This is a genomic window from Plantactinospora sonchi (genome assembly GCF_036422035.1).
Lineage (GTDB): Bacteria > Actinomycetota > Actinomycetes > Mycobacteriales > Micromonosporaceae > Plantactinospora > Plantactinospora sonchi.
Map to the genome: position 1 here is coordinate 76701 of NZ_JAZGQK010000010.1, position 17264 is coordinate 93964.

The window sequence follows — 17264 nt, forward strand, 5'->3', positions numbered from 1 at the left end:
AGAAATCGTCGGTCACGGTCAGCCCGGGAGGGTCAGCTGTGCCGGGGTCGACCGCGCGGTGGTGGTGCCGTCGCCCAGCTGCCCATTCGCGTTGTTGCCCCAACACCACAGGCTGCTGTCGGTGCGGACCGCGCAACTGTGGTTGCTGACGGAGAAGCCGGTGGTCCAGGTGGTGGCGGTACCCACCCGGGTGGGGGCGAACCGGTGGGTGGTCGTGCCGTCGCCCAGCTGCCCGTTCGTGTTGTTGCCCCAGCACCACAGGCTGCCGTCGGTGCGCGCCGCGCACACCGAGTCGTTGTTGGCGTTGACCCTGCTCCAGGTGGTGGTGCTGCCGACCTGGACCGGTGAGGACTGGGTGCCGGCGGTGACGCCCAGCTGCCCGTACCCGTTCTCGCCCCAGCACCACAGCGCCCCGCCGGTGCGGACCGCGCAGGTGTGGGCGTACCCGGACGTCACACTGGTCCAGGTGGCGGTACCGACCTGCGCCGGCGTCGTCCGGTAGCTCATGATGCCGAGACCGAGCTGTCCGTTCGAACTGTCACCCCAGCACCACAGGGTGCCGTCGGTGCGGACCGCGCAGGTGTGTGCGAAGCCGGTCGTGACGCTCGCCCAGTTGGTCGCCGTGCCGACCTGTGTCGGGGTGGTCGCGGCGGCGCCGGTACCCAGTTGCCCGTTGCGGTTGCTGCCCCAGCACCACAGGGTGCCGTTGGTCCGGATGGCGCAGGCGTGACTGTCGCTGGCGCTGACGCTGGCCCAGGTGGTCGCGGTGCCGACCTGCCCCGGGGCGCTGCGGTTCGTGGTGGTGCCGTCACCGAGCTGGCTCTTGCGGTTGCTGCCCCAGCACCACAGCGTTCCATTCGTCTGGACCCCGCAGGTGAAACTCGCGCCGGCGTCGACGCTGGCCCAGGTGGTGGCGGTGCCGACCCGCGCCGGGGTGCTCCGGCTCGTGGTGGTCCCGTCACCGAGCTGGCCGGCCAGGTTGCTGCCCCAGCACCACAGGGTTCCGTCGGTACCGGTCGCACAGCTGAAGGCGTTACCGGCAGCGACGCTGGCAACCGCCGGGGCGGCGAGCGGGGCGTTCAGCGGGCCGCGCTCGGCGGGACCGGCACCCGCGGCGGCCGGGACCGCCGTGAGTCCAATGACGAGTACGGCGGTTCCGGCGATTGTCGCCGCCGTGCCGATGACGGCTTCCGTTGAACGCCGCCATCGTGCTCGCAGCCAACCGTCCTGATGTTCGTTCATGTACTGTTCTCCCCAAATGACGTTGATGCCTGAACGGTGGAGGCGGCGTTGCCCTGGCGGGTTGTCAGCGACCCGTCAATTCACAGGATCGACTTTACATTGACGCAAGCAAATGTGACATGTCTGAGTGAGTGCTGCGGCGGGTAGCTTCGCGGCGACCTGGGCCGGAACTTCCCGGGCGCGGTCCGCCCTCCCGGGGTTCGGGGCACGGCGGGGTCACACCTTTTTCACAAAAATCACACCTCGTGCGCGCCGGTGACCGAGGGCGTGCCCGTACGTTGTTGATCATGCCCTTGACGCTGCCCACGCATCCGGTTGTCGCCGTCGCGCTGAAACGGTGGCGTCCCCGGTGGTTCGACGGGGTGGCACTGACGGTCGGCGCGGTCGTACCCGATATCGCGTTTGTCGCCGACGGTTACGGCGTGACGATCCACAGCCACGCCTGGCACGCGCCACTGTGGTGGGCGCTGCCGCTGACCCTGGTCGCCACCCGGCTGATCCGCTGGGCGGCGCCGACGATCGCCGCCCACCTGCCGGACGTCGGCGGGTTGGCGTTACGTGACTACGGAACCCTCGGCAAGGTGCGCCACAGTTGGCGGGTCACCACGACCTCCGCGCTGGTCGGGGCGGCCAGCCACATCGGCTGGGACGCGTTCACCCATCCGACCGTCGACGGGGGCCGAGTCATCTTTCCGTTCCTACGCCACCAGGTGTGGTCGGGCGTGCCCTGGTGGGAGCTGCTCTCCGCGGTCTCCAACATCGTCGGTCTTGTCGCCGGCGCGGCGATGGTCCTGCACCTGGGCCGCAGCCGACTCCTCCGTCAGTGGTACGGCGCACCGCCGCCGACCGTGCCCCGACCGGTCCTGTTCTGGCCCGTCGTGGCGTGCGTGGTCACCGTCGGGCTGGCGACCCTGCCGCTACATCCGGTACGCCTGCCGGCCGACCAGGCGATACGGGTGATGGTGATCGTGGCGTTTGCGCTGCTGGCCGGTGCCGCGGTGGTACGGTCGCCGGCCCTGACCCACCGGCACTCCATACTGGACGCCCGGTCGGAAGGGTCGGAACCCGGTGCCGAAGCGGTTGTCCGCGTGACGGCTTCCCGCCAGCCGCCGGAGCGGTGACCGGCTGGCTCGCCGAGCGGACCGGGGTCGACGAGACCGCCATCTGGCAGTGGGGTTACCTGGAGCGGGTTTCCACCGGCCTCTACCTGATGCGGCTCGGCGAACAGGAGCAGGGCCGGCGTTTGCTCACCACCGCCGAGGCCCTCGCCCCGACAGACTAGCCCGGCGACTGTGGACAGGCGTCCACCAACACGCGGGACCCGCCCGGTCGCGGGTTCCCGACGTCGAACCCGGTCCCGGCCCGCCGCACCGGGCCTTGCGGGCGGGGGAACGGAATGACCAGGCGTCCGTACCGCGGCGGGGTGTTCGCCGACAGCGTGTAGGTTCCGGCCACCGACACGGCTAGCTTGGCGGGATGCGAGAGGTCATCACCGCCGACGCTCGGGTGCTTGCGGTGGAGGAATTCGGTGAACCGGACGGCACCCCGGTCTTCTACGTCTGTGGCAGCCCGATGAGTCGGCTCGCCCGCTATCCCGACGACCAGCTCTTCACCCGACTCGGCATCCGGCTGATCACGTACGACCGGCCGGGTTTCGGTTGTTCCACCCCGAAACCGGGACGTCGGGTGGTGGACGCGGCCGACGACATCGCGACCATCGCCGACGCGTTGGAACTGGACCGGTTCCCCATCTTCGGGGTCTCCGGCGGTGGGCCGCACGCGCTGGCGTTCACCGCCCGCCACGGCGACCGAGTGGTCAGGGCGGCCACGCTGGCCAGCCTCGCCCCCCGGGACGCCGAAGGTCTGGAGTGGACGGACGGCATGATGGACGGCAACCGGGCCAGCGCCGAGGCGGCGCTGCACGGCGCCGAGGCGATGGAGAAGCACCTGGCCGCGACCACCGGCTCGGTGGACGCGCTCGCCCTGCTGCCCCCACTCGACCAGGCGATCCTCAGCCGTCCGGAGATCAGCGCGATGCTCCGGGCCGCGTTCACCGAGGCGGTACGCCCCGGGCTCGCCGGCTGGACGGGCGACACGCTCGCGCTGTTCGGCCTGCCGTGGGGCTTCGACCCGGCGACGATCAGCCGGCCGGTACGGCTGTGGCACGGCGAACTCGACTCGGCGGTGCCGGTCGGGCACGGGCGGTGGCTGGCGGCCCGGATCCCCGGTGCGCAGCTCACCACCCGACCCGACGTCGGGCACGCCGGTCACTTCGAGGCCACCCCGGCGACGCTGGAGTGGCTGGTCGGCGCCGAGCGGTGAGCCCGGGGCGGGAGTCCCGATCCCGGGGTGGAGGTCAGCGTCTCAGCCACTTCTGGTTGTCCGCGGTGCTGTAGCAGGTCCACTGCTGGATCGGGGTCCCGTTCGCGGTGCCCTCGTCGAGCGCGTCGAGGCACATCCCGCTGTGCGCGTTGACCAGCTGGCGCTGGCCGTTGAGGGTGAACTTCTGCGCCGGGGTGTTGTTGCAGGTGGTCAGCTGGATCGGCGCCCCTTCGTCGCTCGACGCGCCGAGTACGTCGACACACCTGCCGCCCAGCCGGATGCTGCCGTCGGCCTGGAAGGTCCACCGCTGGTTCCGGTTCCGGGCGTCGCCGCAGTCCCAGATCCGGAGGCGGACCGGATCGGGTGAGTCGGGGCTGGCGACGTCCAGGCACCGGTTGCTCGCCAGGCTGACGAGTTGGTAGCCGGAGACGCCGGAGGAACCGCCCGGCTTTCCCGGCGGGGTGGTCGGCACCGGCGGGTTCGGCTTCGTACCGTTCGGGCTCGGGTCCGCGTCGTCCGGCTCGGCCGCCGGTCGGAAGCCGTCGACAACCTTCCGGAAGGCGTCCTCGTTGGCCGCCCACTGGGACTCGGGTACCGACCAGACGACGGTGTAACCCTTGCGTTTCCCGGTGACGAACGTGCGCTGGTGCACGTGGACCACCTGGTCGTCGTCGGTGGTGTGCACCCACTCCCAGTCGGCGGCGCCGAGGTGGTAGTTCACCGCGACGAGGCTGATCCGCTGGTAGTCCCGGTACCGCCCGCCGGTCGGCAGCGCCTTCTCCTGCGCGGTCAACTCGGCCACCAGGTCGGTACCCGGAGTGTCGGTCTGGCTGACCGCGAGCACCCGCTCCCCGCCCGGCTCCCGGAACTCGACCCGGCCGTCGTGCCGGACGATCTGCCACTCCCTCGGCGCCGGGATGCTGAATCCGCTGCCGTCCCGGTAGGTGGACCAGCGGAGAGCCCCGGGGGCCCCGCCGCTCGTCCCGGGCGCGGGCGAGCCGGTGACGTCCGGACCCGGACCGCCGCCCGCCGGGTCCGACCAGTTGCCGGTACTCCCGTTTCTCCGGTCGGTCGCCAGGGGCAGGCCGATCCCGATCCCGAGCACCAGCAGCAGCACGGTGGCGGCGCCGACCAGCCAGACCGGACGCAGCCGACGGGGGGCCGCGACCGGCTGCGCGTGGTCGGCGGAATCGGCGGGTCCGGCGGCCGGCGACCATGCCGGGAATCCGACGGTTCCCGGGCCGGGCCGGACTCCGCCGCCCTCCGACCTGGGCCAGTCCGGACCCGCATGGGAACGCGGGGCGCTGACCGGTGGCGTGCCGCCGAACGGCGCGCTGACCGGTGGCGTCTTGCCGAACGGGGCGGTCACCGGTGATGCGCCGAGTTGTCGTGTACCGGCGGGGGCTGGGGCGGTGGTCGGCGCACCGACGTACCGCAGCTCCACCTGGGCGGGGCCGGTGGTCGGCGTAATGGCCGCCACCTGGCGCAGCAGCCTCTCGACGGTGTCGGCGTCCATGCGTTCGGCCGGGTCCTTGCGGAGCAGACCCGCCAGGACGGGCGCCAGTGGGCCGGCGTGCTCCGCCACCGGCGGCGGTTCGGTGGCGAGCGCGGTGAGGCTCATCAGACTCGACGGCCGGGCGTACGGCGACTGGCCCTCGACCGCGGCGAAGAGGGTGGCACCGAGTGACCAGAGGTCCCCCTCCGGTCCCACGGTGCCGGTCATCGCCCGCTCGGGCGAGACGTACGCGGGTGAGCCGAGCACGATGCCGGTGAGGGTCAGGGTGGTGTCCTCGGTGGCGGTGGCCAGGCCGAAGTCGGTGAGCACGATCCGGCCGTCGGTGCCGAGCAGGATGTTGGCGGGCTTGACGTCGCGATGCATGATCCCGGCCCGGTGGGCGGCCCGCAGCGCGCCGAGCACACCCAGCCCGATCTCGGCCGCCCGCGTGGGCGGGATGGGGCCGTCGGTGCCGAGCTGTTCGTCCAACGAGCGCGAGGGGACGTACTCCATGACGATCCAGGGGTCGCCGCCGCTGCCGAGCAGGACGTCGAAGACCCGGACCGCGTTGACGTGGTCGAGCCGCGCGATCGCCCGTGCCTCCCGCAGCGACCGTACGCGCAATTCCTGTCTCGCCTCGTCGGTCAGCCCGGGAGGCGGAACGATTTCCTTGATGGCCACGTCCCGCTGCAGCATCTTGTCGCGGGCTTTCCACACCCGACCCATGCCGCCCTGGCCGAGAAGCTCCGCAAAAATATACCGATCGGTAACAAGAAGTGGTAACATCTCCGGCACGGCGTGCAGGTTACCTGCTCAGTGTGGCCGGGCAATTCTGGTGAGCGCCGCCAATCATCTTTGTGGTCAGGGTCACGGCGCCCGCAGGTCGTCTACGGCGCTATGTCCGATGGTTGACATCTGCTCGGATTCGCCCGTACCGGCAGGTGTTCCCCGCTGTGTCGAGATGTCCCGGGACCGGGGTGCGCAGTCGTCGGACGTCGACCTCGACGATTGTCGTAAATCCGTCACGTTCAAGTTGATGGATTGACGGAGCGTGACAAAGTCGCACTGTCGCACATTCTCCCGGCGCGCGGATAAATCGCTTCCGGCCAGCGGTCCAGCAATTCGACAAACGTCGGCCTGGCATCCCGTGGTGAAGAATGGAGCCTGATCCACGTCAAATGTCGTCCGTGGATCAGGCGACGGTCCCTGGAAACCTCGCACGTATCGGGGTACATTCTCGTCCATTGTCGCCTCGCGCCGGCGGAGGCGCGGTGCCGGCGCGCACCGGCCACCGGCCGGACCACCCGTCCCACCTGGCTTTTGTTGATCTCTCTGGTCAGTGGAGTGTGCGTCGTCGTGGATCTCCGGCAGGTACGCCAGTTGGCGGAGCGGTCCGCGAACTTCGGCTTCCTGTCGACGCAGCCGCTGCTGCTCTGCTACGCCTCGGCCGCGGAGTCGCTGGTCTATCGTGATCCGGCGGGGTCAATGTCCGCCGCCCGGGCCTTCGGTGAGGTCCTCGCCCACGACCTGGTACGCCGGACCAACTCCCGACCGCAGGGCGGCAGCTTCTACCACCAGGTACGCGCACTGAACGCGAGCGGTGCCCTGGTCCCGCACATCTTCGCCGCCTTCGAACGACTGCGGAACATCGGCCAGCTGACGTACGAACCACCGGACGGGCCGGACGAACTGCGTGCCGCGCTGGACTGTCTGCGTACCTGCTTCGCGCTCGGCGTCTGGTTCCACCGGGCGCTGACCGGTGACCGGGCACCGGTCGGCTTCGTACCACCGAGCCCGCCACCGGTCGCCGACCCGCGTCCGGACAACGTCGCCGCCCTGGTCGACAGCCTGCGGCCGGCGATCGAGGCGGCACGGCAGGAGTTCGACCGCCGGGCACCGGAGCGGATCTCGGCCACCCAGCGGGAGGAGTTCGTCAACCGGATCCGCCGTGCCTCCCGGGAGCCACTCGCCGAACCGCAGCTCCGGGTCGAACTCGACCGCCAGCTCACCGAGGCCGGTTGGCTGGTGCAGCAGGAGAACCGGACCAACCTCAGCGCCGCGCTCGGCGTGGCCGTACGCCGGCCCGACACCACCGCCGGACGGACCGACTACCTGCTGCACGTCGACGGCCGGCTGGTCGGCGTGGTCGAGGTGGCACCGGCGGCCGCCCGGGACGTCGGCGGCCGGGCCGGCCGGAACCCGCCGAGACTCACCGCCGCGCAACGGTGGACCGTCTGGCGCCCCGGTCAACCGCTGCCCTTCGGCTACCTGGCCACCGGCACCGGGACGACGTTTGTCAACGGGCTCGACCCGTTCCCGCGTACCCGGGAGATCGTCGCCGTCCACCGGCCGGCGACCCTGGCGCGGTGGATGCGCGAGGCGGACGACAGTCCACGGACCCCCACCCTGCGGGCCCGGTTACGGCAACTGCCGCCGCTCAGCACGGCCGGGCTGCGATCGGCGCAGTGCGCCGCGTTGCACGCGCTCGAACGGTCGCTGGCCGAGGACCGGCCCCGGTCGTTGATCCAACTGGCGGCCGGGGCGGGCAAGACCCGGACTGCGGTCACCGCCAGCTACCGGCTGCTCCGGCACGGCGGCGCGCACCGGGTGCTCTACCTGGTCGACCGCAACAACCTCGGGCGGCAGGTCCTCGACGGGTACCACGCCTACCAGGACCCGGACGACCGGCTGAGCTTCACCGAGCGCTACCCCGTCGACCGCCTCTCCGGTGCCACCATGCTCGGCTCCGCCAAGGTGGTCATCTCGACCGTTCAACGCCTGCACGCCGCGCTGCTCGGCCGGGAACTGCCCGACGCCGACCTCGACGACGAGGCGTACGACAGCTACGAGCTGGACGCCCCGGTCGAGGTCGGCTACCACCCGAACCTTCCACCGGAGACGTTCGACGTGATCGTGGTCGACGACTGCGACCGTTCGGTCTACGGCCAGTGGCGCGGCGTGCTCGAGTACTTCGACGCGGTCGTCGTCGGCCTGACCACCGCCCCGGTCCAGCAGAGCATGGGCTTCTTCCAGCAGAACCTGGTCGCGGAGTACACCGAGGAGGAGGCGGTCGCCGACGGGGTCGGGCTCGACTTCGACACGTACCGGATCAGGGTCCGGGACACCGCGGCGGGCGGGCGGATCGAGGCCGGACCGGTGGTGCCGACCTGGGAGCGCCGCACCCGGGCCGAGCGCCACCAGGAGGTCGAGGAGGACTTCGGGTACGTCGGCAGCCAGCTCAGCCGCGCGGCGCTCTCGCCGGAGCAGCTCCGAATGGTGTTGGAGACGTTCCGGGACCGGTTGCACAGCGAGATCTTCCCGGGGCGGACGCAGGTGCCGAAGACGTTGATCCTCGCCCGGGACAGCCGGCACGCCGAGGAGGTCGTCACCCTGGTCCGTGACGTCTTCGGCAACGACGGAGAAGCCGGCGGCATGCTCGCCGGCGGCGGAGAGCCTGTTGACGGTGTGCTCGCCAGCGGGGGAGACTCCGCCGACGGCGTCGGGTTCGCGGTCGCGATCACGTACGGGTCGAGGTGGACCCCAGCCGACCCGGACGAGCTGCTCCGGGCGTTCCGGGACAGTCCGCGTCCCCGGATCGCCGTCACCGACGACCTGATCGCCACCGGAGTTGACCTGCCCGCGTTGGAGTGTGTGCTCTTCCTCCGGCCGGTCCGCAGCGCCGTCCACCTCGCGCGGTTGAAGGGGCGCGGCGCTCGGACGGTCGAACCGTCGGAATTCCGGGCGGTGACCGGGGACGTGCCGGTCAAGGAGCGGTTTGTCGTCGTCGACGGGGTCGGGATCACCGAGGCGGCGTTGGCCGAGTCGGTCCCGTTGCACCGGTGCACCGAACGGCAGTTGCCGCTGCCCGAGCTGATGCGCAAGGCCGCCCTGCTCGGCGCCACCCCGGACGAGGTGGCCACCCTCGCCTCCCGGCTGGCTCGGCTCAACCAGCGGCTCACCGGCCAGGAGCGGGCCGAACTCGCCGAACTCGGCGGGCAGCCGCTCACCGGGATCATGCGGGAGTTGGTCGACGCGGTCGCCCCCGAGCAGCTGAACGCCGCCCGGGCCGCCGGTCCGGAAGCCGTACGGGGACTGATGGCGACCGCGTTGCGCCCACTCGCCGCCCGGCCCGAACTGCGGGACCGGCTCCTGGTACTCGACCGCACCGCCCGACGGTGACAATCCGGCCGCCTGACCGACGGCCTGACCGGCATCCCGTCCGGGCCGGCGCGCGTTGACGCGGGTGACCAGGTTCCGGCTGGTCGACGGCAGCCGGGCGACGGGCCGGCTCCCCGGTCAGAGGCCGAGTTCGCTCAGCCCGGGGTGGTCGTCCGGACGGCGTCCCAGCGGCCAGTGGTACTTCCGCTCCGACTCCAGGATCGGCAGGTCGTTGATGCTGGCCAGCCGGACCCGCATCAGCCCGTCGTCGTCGAACTCCCAGTTCTCGTTCCCGTACGACCGGAACCAGTTCCCGGCGTCGTCGTGACACTCGTACGCGAACCGGACCGCGATGTGGTTGCCCTCGACCGCCCAGAGTTCCTTGATCAGCCGGTACTCCAGCTCCCGCGACCACTTCCGGCGCAGAAACTCGACCACCTCGTCGCGCCCGTTGAGGAACTCGGACCGGTTCCGCCAGCGGGTGTCCGTGGTGTACGCCAGCGCCACCTTCTCCGGGTCCCGCGAGTTCCAGGCGTCCTCGGCCAGTCGGACCTTCTGCGTCGCGGTCTCCCGGGTGAACGGAGGCACCGGGGGACGCTTCGCCATGTCATCTCCTCAACTCGGACGGAACCGGCGGGGGCCGGCGATCGACGCGGCCGGTGTGGCCACGCCGATCCCATCCTAGGAACTCGCCGCGTCGGCGTAACCATGATCGACGAATCGGTTCCGGACGGTGGGCCGCACGGGAGTGCCCGGGCCACGGCAGGTCAGCCGCCGGACACGGCGGTGCCCGCCGCCCCTGGCTGGGACGACGGGCACCGACGGTCAGCTGTTACCGGTCAGATCCCGCCGAGGCGCTCCGGACACGGCGCCGCCGGTTGGAGGACGTAATCGAGGGTGCTGACCAGGCCGGCCTGGATCTGCTGCCGCTTCACCTGCGGCACCCAGCCGTCCTTGGCCACGATCACGTCGTACCGGCCCTTCGGCAGCCACCAGGCGTACCGGCCGCCGTCGGCGGTCAGGGTGTAACCGGTGGCCGGATCGCCGACCAGGTTCACCCGTACCGTCGCCGGCAGCGGCACCTCGGCACCGCCGCAGGTACGGCCGATCACCGTGCCCTGGATCTTGCCCCAGCTCGCCGGCGGGGAGACGTTCATCTCCACGTCCACCGACGGGACCGGGTACGGGCTGTTCGCGACCAGCGTCAGGTCGGCGGTGTAGGTGCCCGGCTGGGCGACCCCGGCCTCGGCGGTCGCGGTCAACACCACCGAGACGATTTTCGAGGCGCCGGGGGCCAGGGTGAAGTCGCTCGGCGACGTGCTGAGCCAGGACGCGTCACCCAACTCCACACAGGCTTCCAGACCGCCGAGACGCTCGGTCTCCGCCGACCCGACGAACGAACTCGGCGAACCACCGACCTTGTACGCGCCGCAGACGCCGCCGCCCCGGTACCGGGCGAACTGCGCGTTCGGCAGGTTCACCCAGGCTCCGGCCGCCGGGTCGTACGCCACGGTCCGGTTGGTCAGCGTGGTCGAGTTCGCGGTCGCCCCACCGGCCAGGACCAGCATGTTGCCGGCAGCGGCGTACTGCGAGCCCCACAGGTCGAGCGGCATGTCCGGCAACGGCGACCAACTGTCGGCACCCGGGTCGTAGACGAACCCGTTGTCGAACTCCACCGTGCCGACCCCGCCGGCGCAGTAGACCTTGCCGCCGATGCCGCCACAGGACAGCCAGGAGGCGCCCTGCGGGTAGTTGGCCGACCGGCCGAACTGGTTGGTCGACGGGTCGAACGTCACCACGTCCGCGGTGTCGGTGCTGCACGTGCCGTCACCGCAGCCGCCGACGATGTAGAGCTTGTCCCCGGAGACCGTGGCCGCGGCCGCCGCCCGGGGCACCGGGTTGGTCACCCCGGGCAGGGTGCTCCAGCTGTTGGTCGCCGGGTCGAAGACGTCGACCGTGGCCACCGGCGTCGAGCCGCTACCCCAGCCGCCGACGGCGTAGATCTTGCCGTCGATCGCACCGAGCGCCGGCTTCGACCGGCCGGTGGGCAGGTCCGGCAGGGTGCTCCAGGCGTTCGTCGCCGGGTCGTACACCCAGGTCTTGCGCTCGTTGCCGGTGCCGCTGCCGCCACCGACCGAGTAGACCTTGCCGTTCACGGTCACCGTCGAGTTGTCGAAGACCGCCGCCGGGGTGTTCGCGACCCGGGTCCAGGCGTCGTCGACCAGCGGCGCCGCTGCGGCCGAGTTCGTCGGAGCGCCGTACGCGACGCCGGTCGCCGCCTTGCTGATCCCCTTCATCCGGTACTCGACCAGTTCCGCGCCCTCGGCGGAGAGCAGGTCGAACTCTCCGGACCGCTCCAGCAGCTCCACCGTCGCCGGCGCGTTGCCGGTGTTGGTGACCGTCACCTTGACGGTACGGGTGCTGCCGTACGGCTGGTGCATCTCGATGTCGCTCGGGCTGACCGTCAGCCGGGCCGCCCGGAGCGCGAAGTTGGCCTGCCGGGCGCTGTCGGCGACCACGTCCACGGTCCTCGTCGCCGCCTGGAACGGCGACAGGCTGGCGGTAAACGACCGCTCGCCGGTGAGGCTGGAGAAGAGCCAGTAGAAGCCGTCCGGAATGTTCGGGTCGTCCGGCGTCGGCGCCGAGACGGCCTTGTCCGCCGGTGCGGCGTCACTGGTCACCGTCACGCCGTTGATCGCCGCGCCGGTGTTGGCGTCGGTGGTGAAACCGACGACCAGGCCGCCCGGCTGCGGAGTGCAGAGCCGGTTGACCAGCTGTACGTTGTCGACCTGCCACCACCAGGCGAAGGTGCCGTTGAACCGGAACCGGACCTTCACGTCGGACTCGCCGGCCGCCGCGTCCAGCGGGATCTCCTCGACCCGGGGGCCGCGCCGGCTGGTGGTCTGGTGCCAGACGTTCGTCCAGGTGGTGCCACCGTCGGTGGAGACGTCGACGTCCGCGGTGTCGCTGATCCCGACCGCCCGCCAGTCGCTGTTGAACTTCAGCAGCGGCGCGCTGACCCCGGAGAGGTCCAGGGTCGGCGTGACCAGGTCGGTGTCCTGGGTGTTGCCGGTGCCGAGCGCGTCGCTGTCGACGATGGCGAAGTTGCCGGTGCCGCCGGTCAGGTTGCCCCGCGCGCGTGCATCGTTGAAGACCCAGCCACCGCTGGTGGTGCGGTTCACGACCGACCAGCCCTCCGGCGCCGTGGTGCCGTCGAAGCTCTCCGACAGCACCGGGTCACCGACTCCGGGCAGGTAGCCGGCGGCGGTGCAGGACGGGGCCACGGTGGCGGTGATGTCGACGGTCTTCGGGGCCGTACCGACCTCGACCTCGGTGCTGGTCGGCTGGTAGCCGGGATAGACCACGGTCGTGTTCAGCCGGTAGGTGGCGTCGCCGGGGACGGTGAACGAGTAGGCCCCGGTGGCCGGGTTGGTGAAGACCGGGCCGCCGGGCCGGCCGACCACCGTGATCTTGGCGTACAGCGGCCAGCCGTGGCCGGAGCCGTCGGTGACCTTGCCGGAGACCGTGACCATCGGCGCGGCGGTGAGCGCGAAGTTCCGCGTGACGACGTCGCCGCTGTCGACGGTCACCGTCGCGGTGTCGGCCGCGTAGCCGTACGCGCTGGCCGTCACCACGTGCTCCCCGACCGGTACGACCAGCGAGTAGCGTCCGTCCGGCCCGGTCACCACGCTGGTGGTGCCGGTGCTGACCTGGGCGCCGGCGATCGGGTCACCACTGCCGGCCGCCGTGACGACGCCGGTGATCCGGCCGCCCTCGCCACGCGGGGCGGCGTTGACCGCCTGGTACGCGTTGAGCCGGCCCTCGCCGAAGACGTTGTTGAAGTCGACGGTGCCACCGCAGGTGAGCGCGTTGACGTCGGTGGCGGTGTCGTCGAGGAGTTGCTCGGTGGCGTCGACGTTGCCCTTCAACGTCGGTGACACCGACCAGACCAGGGCGACCGTGGCGGAGACGTGGGGTGCCGCCATCGACGTGCCACTGCCGGTGCCGTACCGGTTGTCGGGCAGGCTCGACCGGACACTGCTGCCGGGTGCCGCGATGTTCGGCTTGACCGCGCTGTCGATGCTCGAACTGCCCCGGCCGGAGAAGTCGGAGACGACGTTGTTGATGTCGTACGACCCGACCCCGTACGCGTTCGGGTAGTCACCGGGGTTCTCGGTGGTGTTGCAGGCCGGTCCGTCGTTGCCGGAGGAGAAGGTGGGGAAGATGCCGGCGGCCCGCCAGGATTCGATGGTCTGCTCGTACCACTCGTCGCCGCGGCCGCCGCCCCAGGAGTTGTTCACCACGTCGGCGTGCAGGTCGGGGCGGGGGTTCTGACCGTTCAGGTCGGTCGGCGCCAGCACCCACTGGCCGGCGGCGAGCAGCGAGGCGTCGGAGCAGCTGTTGGTCTCGCAGCCCTTGGCCGCGATCCAGGTGGCGCCGGGGGCGACACCGATCTGGTTGCCGGCGCCGTCGTCGCCGACCATGGTGCCCATGGTGTGGCTGCCGTGGCCGTTGTTGTCGCACGGCGCGGCGGTGGCGCAGACCTCGGCCGGGTCGAACCAGTTGTAGTTGTGGTCGAAACTCCCGTCGTTGTTGCCCCGGTAGGAGCCGACGAGCGCCGGGTGGTTGAACTGGACGCCACTGTCGATGTTGGCGACCACGATGCCCTCGCCCCGGGTGCCGAACTCGGACCAGACCCGGGGGGCTTCGATGTTGCTGACATTCCATTCGACGGCGTCGGTGGTGTTCTCGGTGCCGGAGCGCATCTCGACCGGCTTGATCAATTCGTAGTTGCGGCTCGGTTCGATGCTCGCCACGTCGTCGCGGGCGGCGATGGTCTCGACCAGGCCACGGTCGCCCTCCACCCGCAACGCGTTGGCGATCCAGTACGAGGTGTACTTCGCCCCGCGCTTGTCGAGGTCGTCGCGGAGGTCCCGCTGGCTGCGCTCGGCGGTGCCGGTGAGTTGGCGGTAGACCTCGGTGACCCGGGCGGTGTCGTCGGCCACCTTGGCCGCGCCGCTGAGCTGTGCCCGTTCCCGCAGGTAGACGGTGAAGGTGGTGCTGCCCTTGGTGGAGAGCTCGGCGAGCAGCTCACCGCTCACCGAGGCTTCCGGGCCGGCGGCGCTGACGATCGCGGGCTGCCCGGTGATGCCGAGAACGACGGCGGCGCCGATGGCGATCGCGCGCCAGAATCTGAGCCGCCCAGCCTTGCTGCGGCCTGGTCGATGCGGCATGCTACCTCCCACTTCCCGGCCGCCGATCCGTTCGGTGGCCAACCACTGCGCTCCGGGATGCCCGGTGCTGCGGGCACGCGTGGGTCCGACGTTTGTTTACGGACAGCGCCCCCCACATCGGCTTGGAGTAATGGTCTTGCTCCCCGGGGTAGTGATCAATGCTCGGGGTAGAGCAGTATCTAGGCAGTAACAGGGCGTATTTCGGTCAGTAACCAGGTAACTGCCTTGCATCGGTTGGCGTCGCTGTTGACTCGTCCGGCCAAACGGGATTGGCTTGTGTCGACTGGCGACGGGGGAGGAGAACGGTGGCGAACGGAGAGGTCCCACTGGTCGTATGCGTATCGACGGATGTCGCGGTGCGAGAACGGGTGGTACGCCGGCTGGACGACTTCGGGACCGTGGTGATCTGCTCCGATCTGTCCGAGTTGCGGGCGATGCTCTTTCCGATGATGGGCAACGGGACAGAATCTCCACCGGCACCGGTGAGCCTCGGCGACCTCTCCGTCGACCCCGGTGGGCACCTGGTCACCTGGCGCGGTGAGCCGCTCGCCCTCACCCGGCTGGAGCGGGAGCTGCTCGCCCGGCTGGCCAGCGCGCCACTCGGGGTCTGGACGTACGAACGGCTCTTCGGCTCGGTCTGGGGCGGCGCCTACCTCGGCGACACCGCCATCCTGCACTCGGCGGTCAAGCGACTCCGCCGCAAACTGCGCGCCGTCGAAGGTGGACCGCAGGTGCAGACCGTACGCGGGGTCGGCTACCGGCTGACCCCCGGCGACCCGGACCGCCGTCCGTCCGGCTGACGTCGGGTGCGCTTGCCCCCTGATCGCTGGTCGTCCGGCTGACGTCGGAGTGTCCGGCTCCGCCTTCGGGGTGGGCGGGCCGTGATCTCGGCGTGCCGGGTCTGTCGTGGGACGCGGTGGCGGCCGGGGCCGGGTACCCGCACCAGGCGGTCAGGCGTGATCGCGACGCGGGGCACCGGGCCCGGTGGTGGCGGTCCCGCCGGTCGCGCCGCGCCGTGCCACCATGGCGGCGTGACCACAGACGCCCCGGCCCCGGTCTGGCCGGTCCCGCAGCCGGAGCCCCCGGCCGACCGTCGTCGGCGTCGGGTGGGGTACGCCGTGGTCGCCGGCTGGGCCGTGCTCCTGCTCGGCGCCGCCGCCTTCTCGGCACTGCGGGACGAGCCGACCGTACGGGAACAGCGCAGCCTCAGCCAGGCCCGGCCGATCGTGGACCGGGCACTCGGCGACCTGATGGTGGCGGCCGGCCCGGAGCCCGTGGTGGAACTCGGTCAGCGGCGGCTGGACGACGACTGTCGGCTCACCGTGCTGCGCCGGGGCGAGGCGCTGACCGCGTCGGTCACCTTCCGTACCCCGGAGGCGGACGCCCCCGCGCTGCTCGACCGGATCGCGCAGCGGCTGCCCGGCGGCTACCGGGCCGGTGTCTGGCACAGCGCCGACGGTGCCGAGCACACCCTGCACGCCGACGCCGGGGAGTTCGTCGCGGTCAGCGGCGACGTGACCCAGCCGGGGCTGGTCCGGCTGACGGTACGTACCGGCTGTCGACCGGACGGGGAGGAGGTGACGCGGGCGGTTCTGCCGTTGCCGCCTGACCCCGCCGACGGTGAACCGGGCCGGGTGCTCGCCGTACTCGGCGCGACCGAGCCCACCCTCGCCGACCTGACCTTCGCCCGGTGCCCCAACGGTGACGTCGCCCGGACGGACCAGGCGACCGGACAGGGCGCGCCCGCCGAGTCGCCTGGCGCGCTGCTGCCGCGCCCCGCCGGCACCGTCGTGGTCGCCGACACCCCGGAGTTGTACGCCTACCGGGCGGGCCGGCTCAGCGTGGTGGTGGAGGCGGTCGACGGCCGGACCCGGGTGGCCGTCACCACCCACTGCTCCGGCTGACTCGTCGCCGCGCCGAGGGGCGGCGGTCACGCGGTCACCGCGAGCAGGATGACCGAGACGCCGATGACCAGGTCGACAACGGCACACCACTCGGCGAAGGGGCGGGGGACGACCAGGTTCCGCCGGTGGTGCCAGAGGTCCCAACCGGCGTGCAGGATCCAGCCGAGGCCGACCAGGTACTGCCCCCGCTCCGGGCCGGCGAGCACGGCGGCACCCAGCAGCAGGAGATAGCCCAGCAGCGCGCCGAGCTGCGCCATCAGCACCGGCCGAGGGCGCAGCGTACGCCGTACCGCGCCGATCATGAGGTACCCGACCGGCAGGATCATCATCGCGAGGACCGGCACCGGCGCCGGGTCGACCAGGTTGTCCACGGTGGCCAGCAGGCCCAGCACACTCGGCCATCGGACCAGCACCCGGGCCAGGCCCCCGGTCCGGGTGACGTGGACATGTGGGGACCCGGAACCGGTGGCGTCCGCGATCCGCTGAACGGACGGCGTGGGTGCCCCGTACTCGGGGGCGCGCCGGAGCATGGCGAGCAGCATGGCGGGAAGCATCAGCACGTGGCCGCCGATCAGGGCGATCTCCGCGCCGACCAGTCCGGCCCACCAGGGCAGCAGACAGAGCAGGAAGGGCGCGTACATGGCCATGGTCATCTCGCGGATCGCCACGCCGTGGTGGCCGCGGTGCCACATCCACACCGCCATCGCCACGGACATGTTGGTGGCCATCACGAGGGCGGCGACGTCGGCCCGGGCGGCCAGCGCCGTCGGCAGCGGCCAGAGCTGACCCAGCACCAGCATGCCGACGGCCATGGCCAGGAGCATTTCGACGAAGTGCCGGACGAACGGGCGGGACACGGCGGTCCCGGCGATGGTTGTCATGCGGTCAGCGTGGAGCGGGGACAGGTCC

At 71.4% G+C, this 17264-nt stretch carries 11 protein-coding genes; 6 read left to right on the forward strand and 5 right to left on the reverse strand.

What is annotated here, in order from left to right; genetic code table 11:
• Positions 1 to 18: 18 nt before the first annotated feature.
• The gene (locus V1633_RS12425) at positions 19 to 1242 is read right to left on the reverse strand and encodes an RCC1 domain-containing protein (RefSeq protein ID WP_331214422.1); all 1224 of its coding nucleotides are present in this window, start codon (positions 1240 to 1242) and stop codon (positions 19 to 21) included.
• A gap of 287 nt (positions 1243 to 1529) precedes the next feature.
• On the opposite strand from V1633_RS12425, the gene V1633_RS12430 reads away from it, so the two are divergent.
• The 3 genes from V1633_RS12430 (at position 1530) to V1633_RS12440 (ending at position 3564) form a co-directional block, all read left to right on the forward strand.
• The gene (locus V1633_RS12430) at positions 1530 to 2363 is read left to right on the forward strand and encodes a DUF4184 family protein (protein ID WP_331214423.1); all 834 of its coding nucleotides are present in this window, start codon (positions 1530 to 1532) and stop codon (positions 2361 to 2363) included.
• Positions 2360 to 2524, forward strand: a complete 165-nt coding sequence (locus tag V1633_RS12435; protein WP_331214424.1) for a hypothetical protein — start codon at positions 2360 to 2362, stop codon at positions 2522 to 2524. The genes V1633_RS12430 and V1633_RS12435 overlap by 4 nt, the downstream gene beginning before the upstream one ends.
• Positions 2525 to 2718: 194 nt before the next feature.
• Positions 2719 to 3564, forward strand: coding sequence for an alpha/beta fold hydrolase (locus V1633_RS12440; protein ID WP_331214425.1), 846 nt, complete (start codon positions 2719 to 2721; stop codon positions 3562 to 3564).
• 34 nt (positions 3565 to 3598) lie between these two features.
• On the opposite strand, the gene V1633_RS12450 is transcribed toward V1633_RS12440, so the two are convergent.
• The gene (locus tag V1633_RS12450) at positions 3599 to 5845 is read right to left on the reverse strand and encodes a serine/threonine protein kinase (RefSeq protein ID WP_407952003.1); all 2247 of its coding nucleotides are present in this window, start codon (positions 5843 to 5845) and stop codon (positions 3599 to 3601) included.
• Positions 5846 to 6415: 570 nt separating this feature from the next.
• On the opposite strand from V1633_RS12450, the gene V1633_RS12455 reads away from it, so the two are divergent.
• On the forward strand, positions 6416 to 9238 hold the full coding sequence (locus V1633_RS12455; RefSeq protein WP_331214426.1) for a DEAD/DEAH box helicase family protein: 2823 nt from the start codon (positions 6416 to 6418) through the stop codon (positions 9236 to 9238).
• A gap of 117 nt (positions 9239 to 9355) precedes the next feature.
• Here the strand turns inward: V1633_RS12455 and V1633_RS12460 are convergent, their stop codons facing one another.
• A complete protein-coding gene (locus V1633_RS12460; protein ID WP_331214427.1) occupies positions 9356 to 9823 on the reverse strand; it encodes a nuclear transport factor 2 family protein in 468 nt (155 codons plus the stop codon).
• Positions 9824 to 10056: 233 nt separating this feature from the next.
• The gene (locus V1633_RS12465) at positions 10057 to 14451 is read right to left on the reverse strand and encodes a S8 family serine peptidase (RefSeq protein WP_331214428.1); all 4395 of its coding nucleotides are present in this window, start codon (positions 14449 to 14451) and stop codon (positions 10057 to 10059) included.
• Positions 14452 to 14756: 305 nt separating this feature from the next.
• On the opposite strand from V1633_RS12465, the gene V1633_RS12470 reads away from it, so the two are divergent.
• Positions 14757 to 15251: a winged helix-turn-helix domain-containing protein gene (locus tag V1633_RS12470; RefSeq protein ID WP_331214429.1), complete on the forward strand. Its 495-nt coding sequence runs from the start codon at positions 14757 to 14759 to the stop codon at positions 15249 to 15251.
• A 231-nt stretch (positions 15252 to 15482) separates the two neighbouring features.
• The gene (locus V1633_RS12475; protein WP_331214430.1) at positions 15483 to 16355 is read left to right on the forward strand and encodes a hypothetical protein; all 873 of its coding nucleotides are present in this window, start codon (positions 15483 to 15485) and stop codon (positions 16353 to 16355) included.
• Positions 16356 to 16381: 26 nt separating this feature from the next.
• Here the strand turns inward: V1633_RS12475 and V1633_RS12480 are convergent, their stop codons facing one another.
• Positions 16382 to 17236 carry a hypothetical protein gene (locus V1633_RS12480; protein WP_331214431.1) on the reverse strand — a complete coding sequence of 285 codons (855 nt, stop codon included), beginning with the start codon at positions 17234 to 17236 and terminating at the stop codon, positions 16382 to 16384.
• Positions 17237 to 17264: the final 28 nt, after the last annotated feature.

Bases quoted from the DNA above. Each gene is read 5' to 3' on its own strand.
- V1633_RS12450 (WP_407952003.1), bottom strand. From the start codon at position 5,845: ATGTTACCACTTCTTGTTACCGATCGGTATATTTTTGCGGAGCTTCTC.
- V1633_RS12460 (WP_331214427.1), bottom strand. From the start codon at position 9,823: ATGGCGAAGCGTCCCCCGGTGCCTCCGTTCACCCGGGAGACCGCGACG.
- V1633_RS12465 (WP_331214428.1), bottom strand. From the start codon at position 14,451: ATGCCGCATCGACCAGGCCGCAGCAAGGCTGGGCGGCTCAGATTCTGG.
- V1633_RS12480 (WP_331214431.1), bottom strand. From the start codon at position 17,236: ATGACAACCATCGCCGGGACCGCCGTGTCCCGCCCGTTCGTCCGGCAC.
- V1633_RS12425 (WP_331214422.1), bottom strand. From the start codon at position 1,242: ATGAACGAACATCAGGACGGTTGGCTGCGAGCACGATGGCGGCGTTCA.
- V1633_RS12440 (WP_331214425.1), top strand. From the start codon at position 2,719: ATGCGAGAGGTCATCACCGCCGACGCTCGGGTGCTTGCGGTGGAGGAA.
- V1633_RS12430 (WP_331214423.1), top strand. From the start codon at position 1,530: ATGCCCTTGACGCTGCCCACGCATCCGGTTGTCGCCGTCGCGCTGAAA.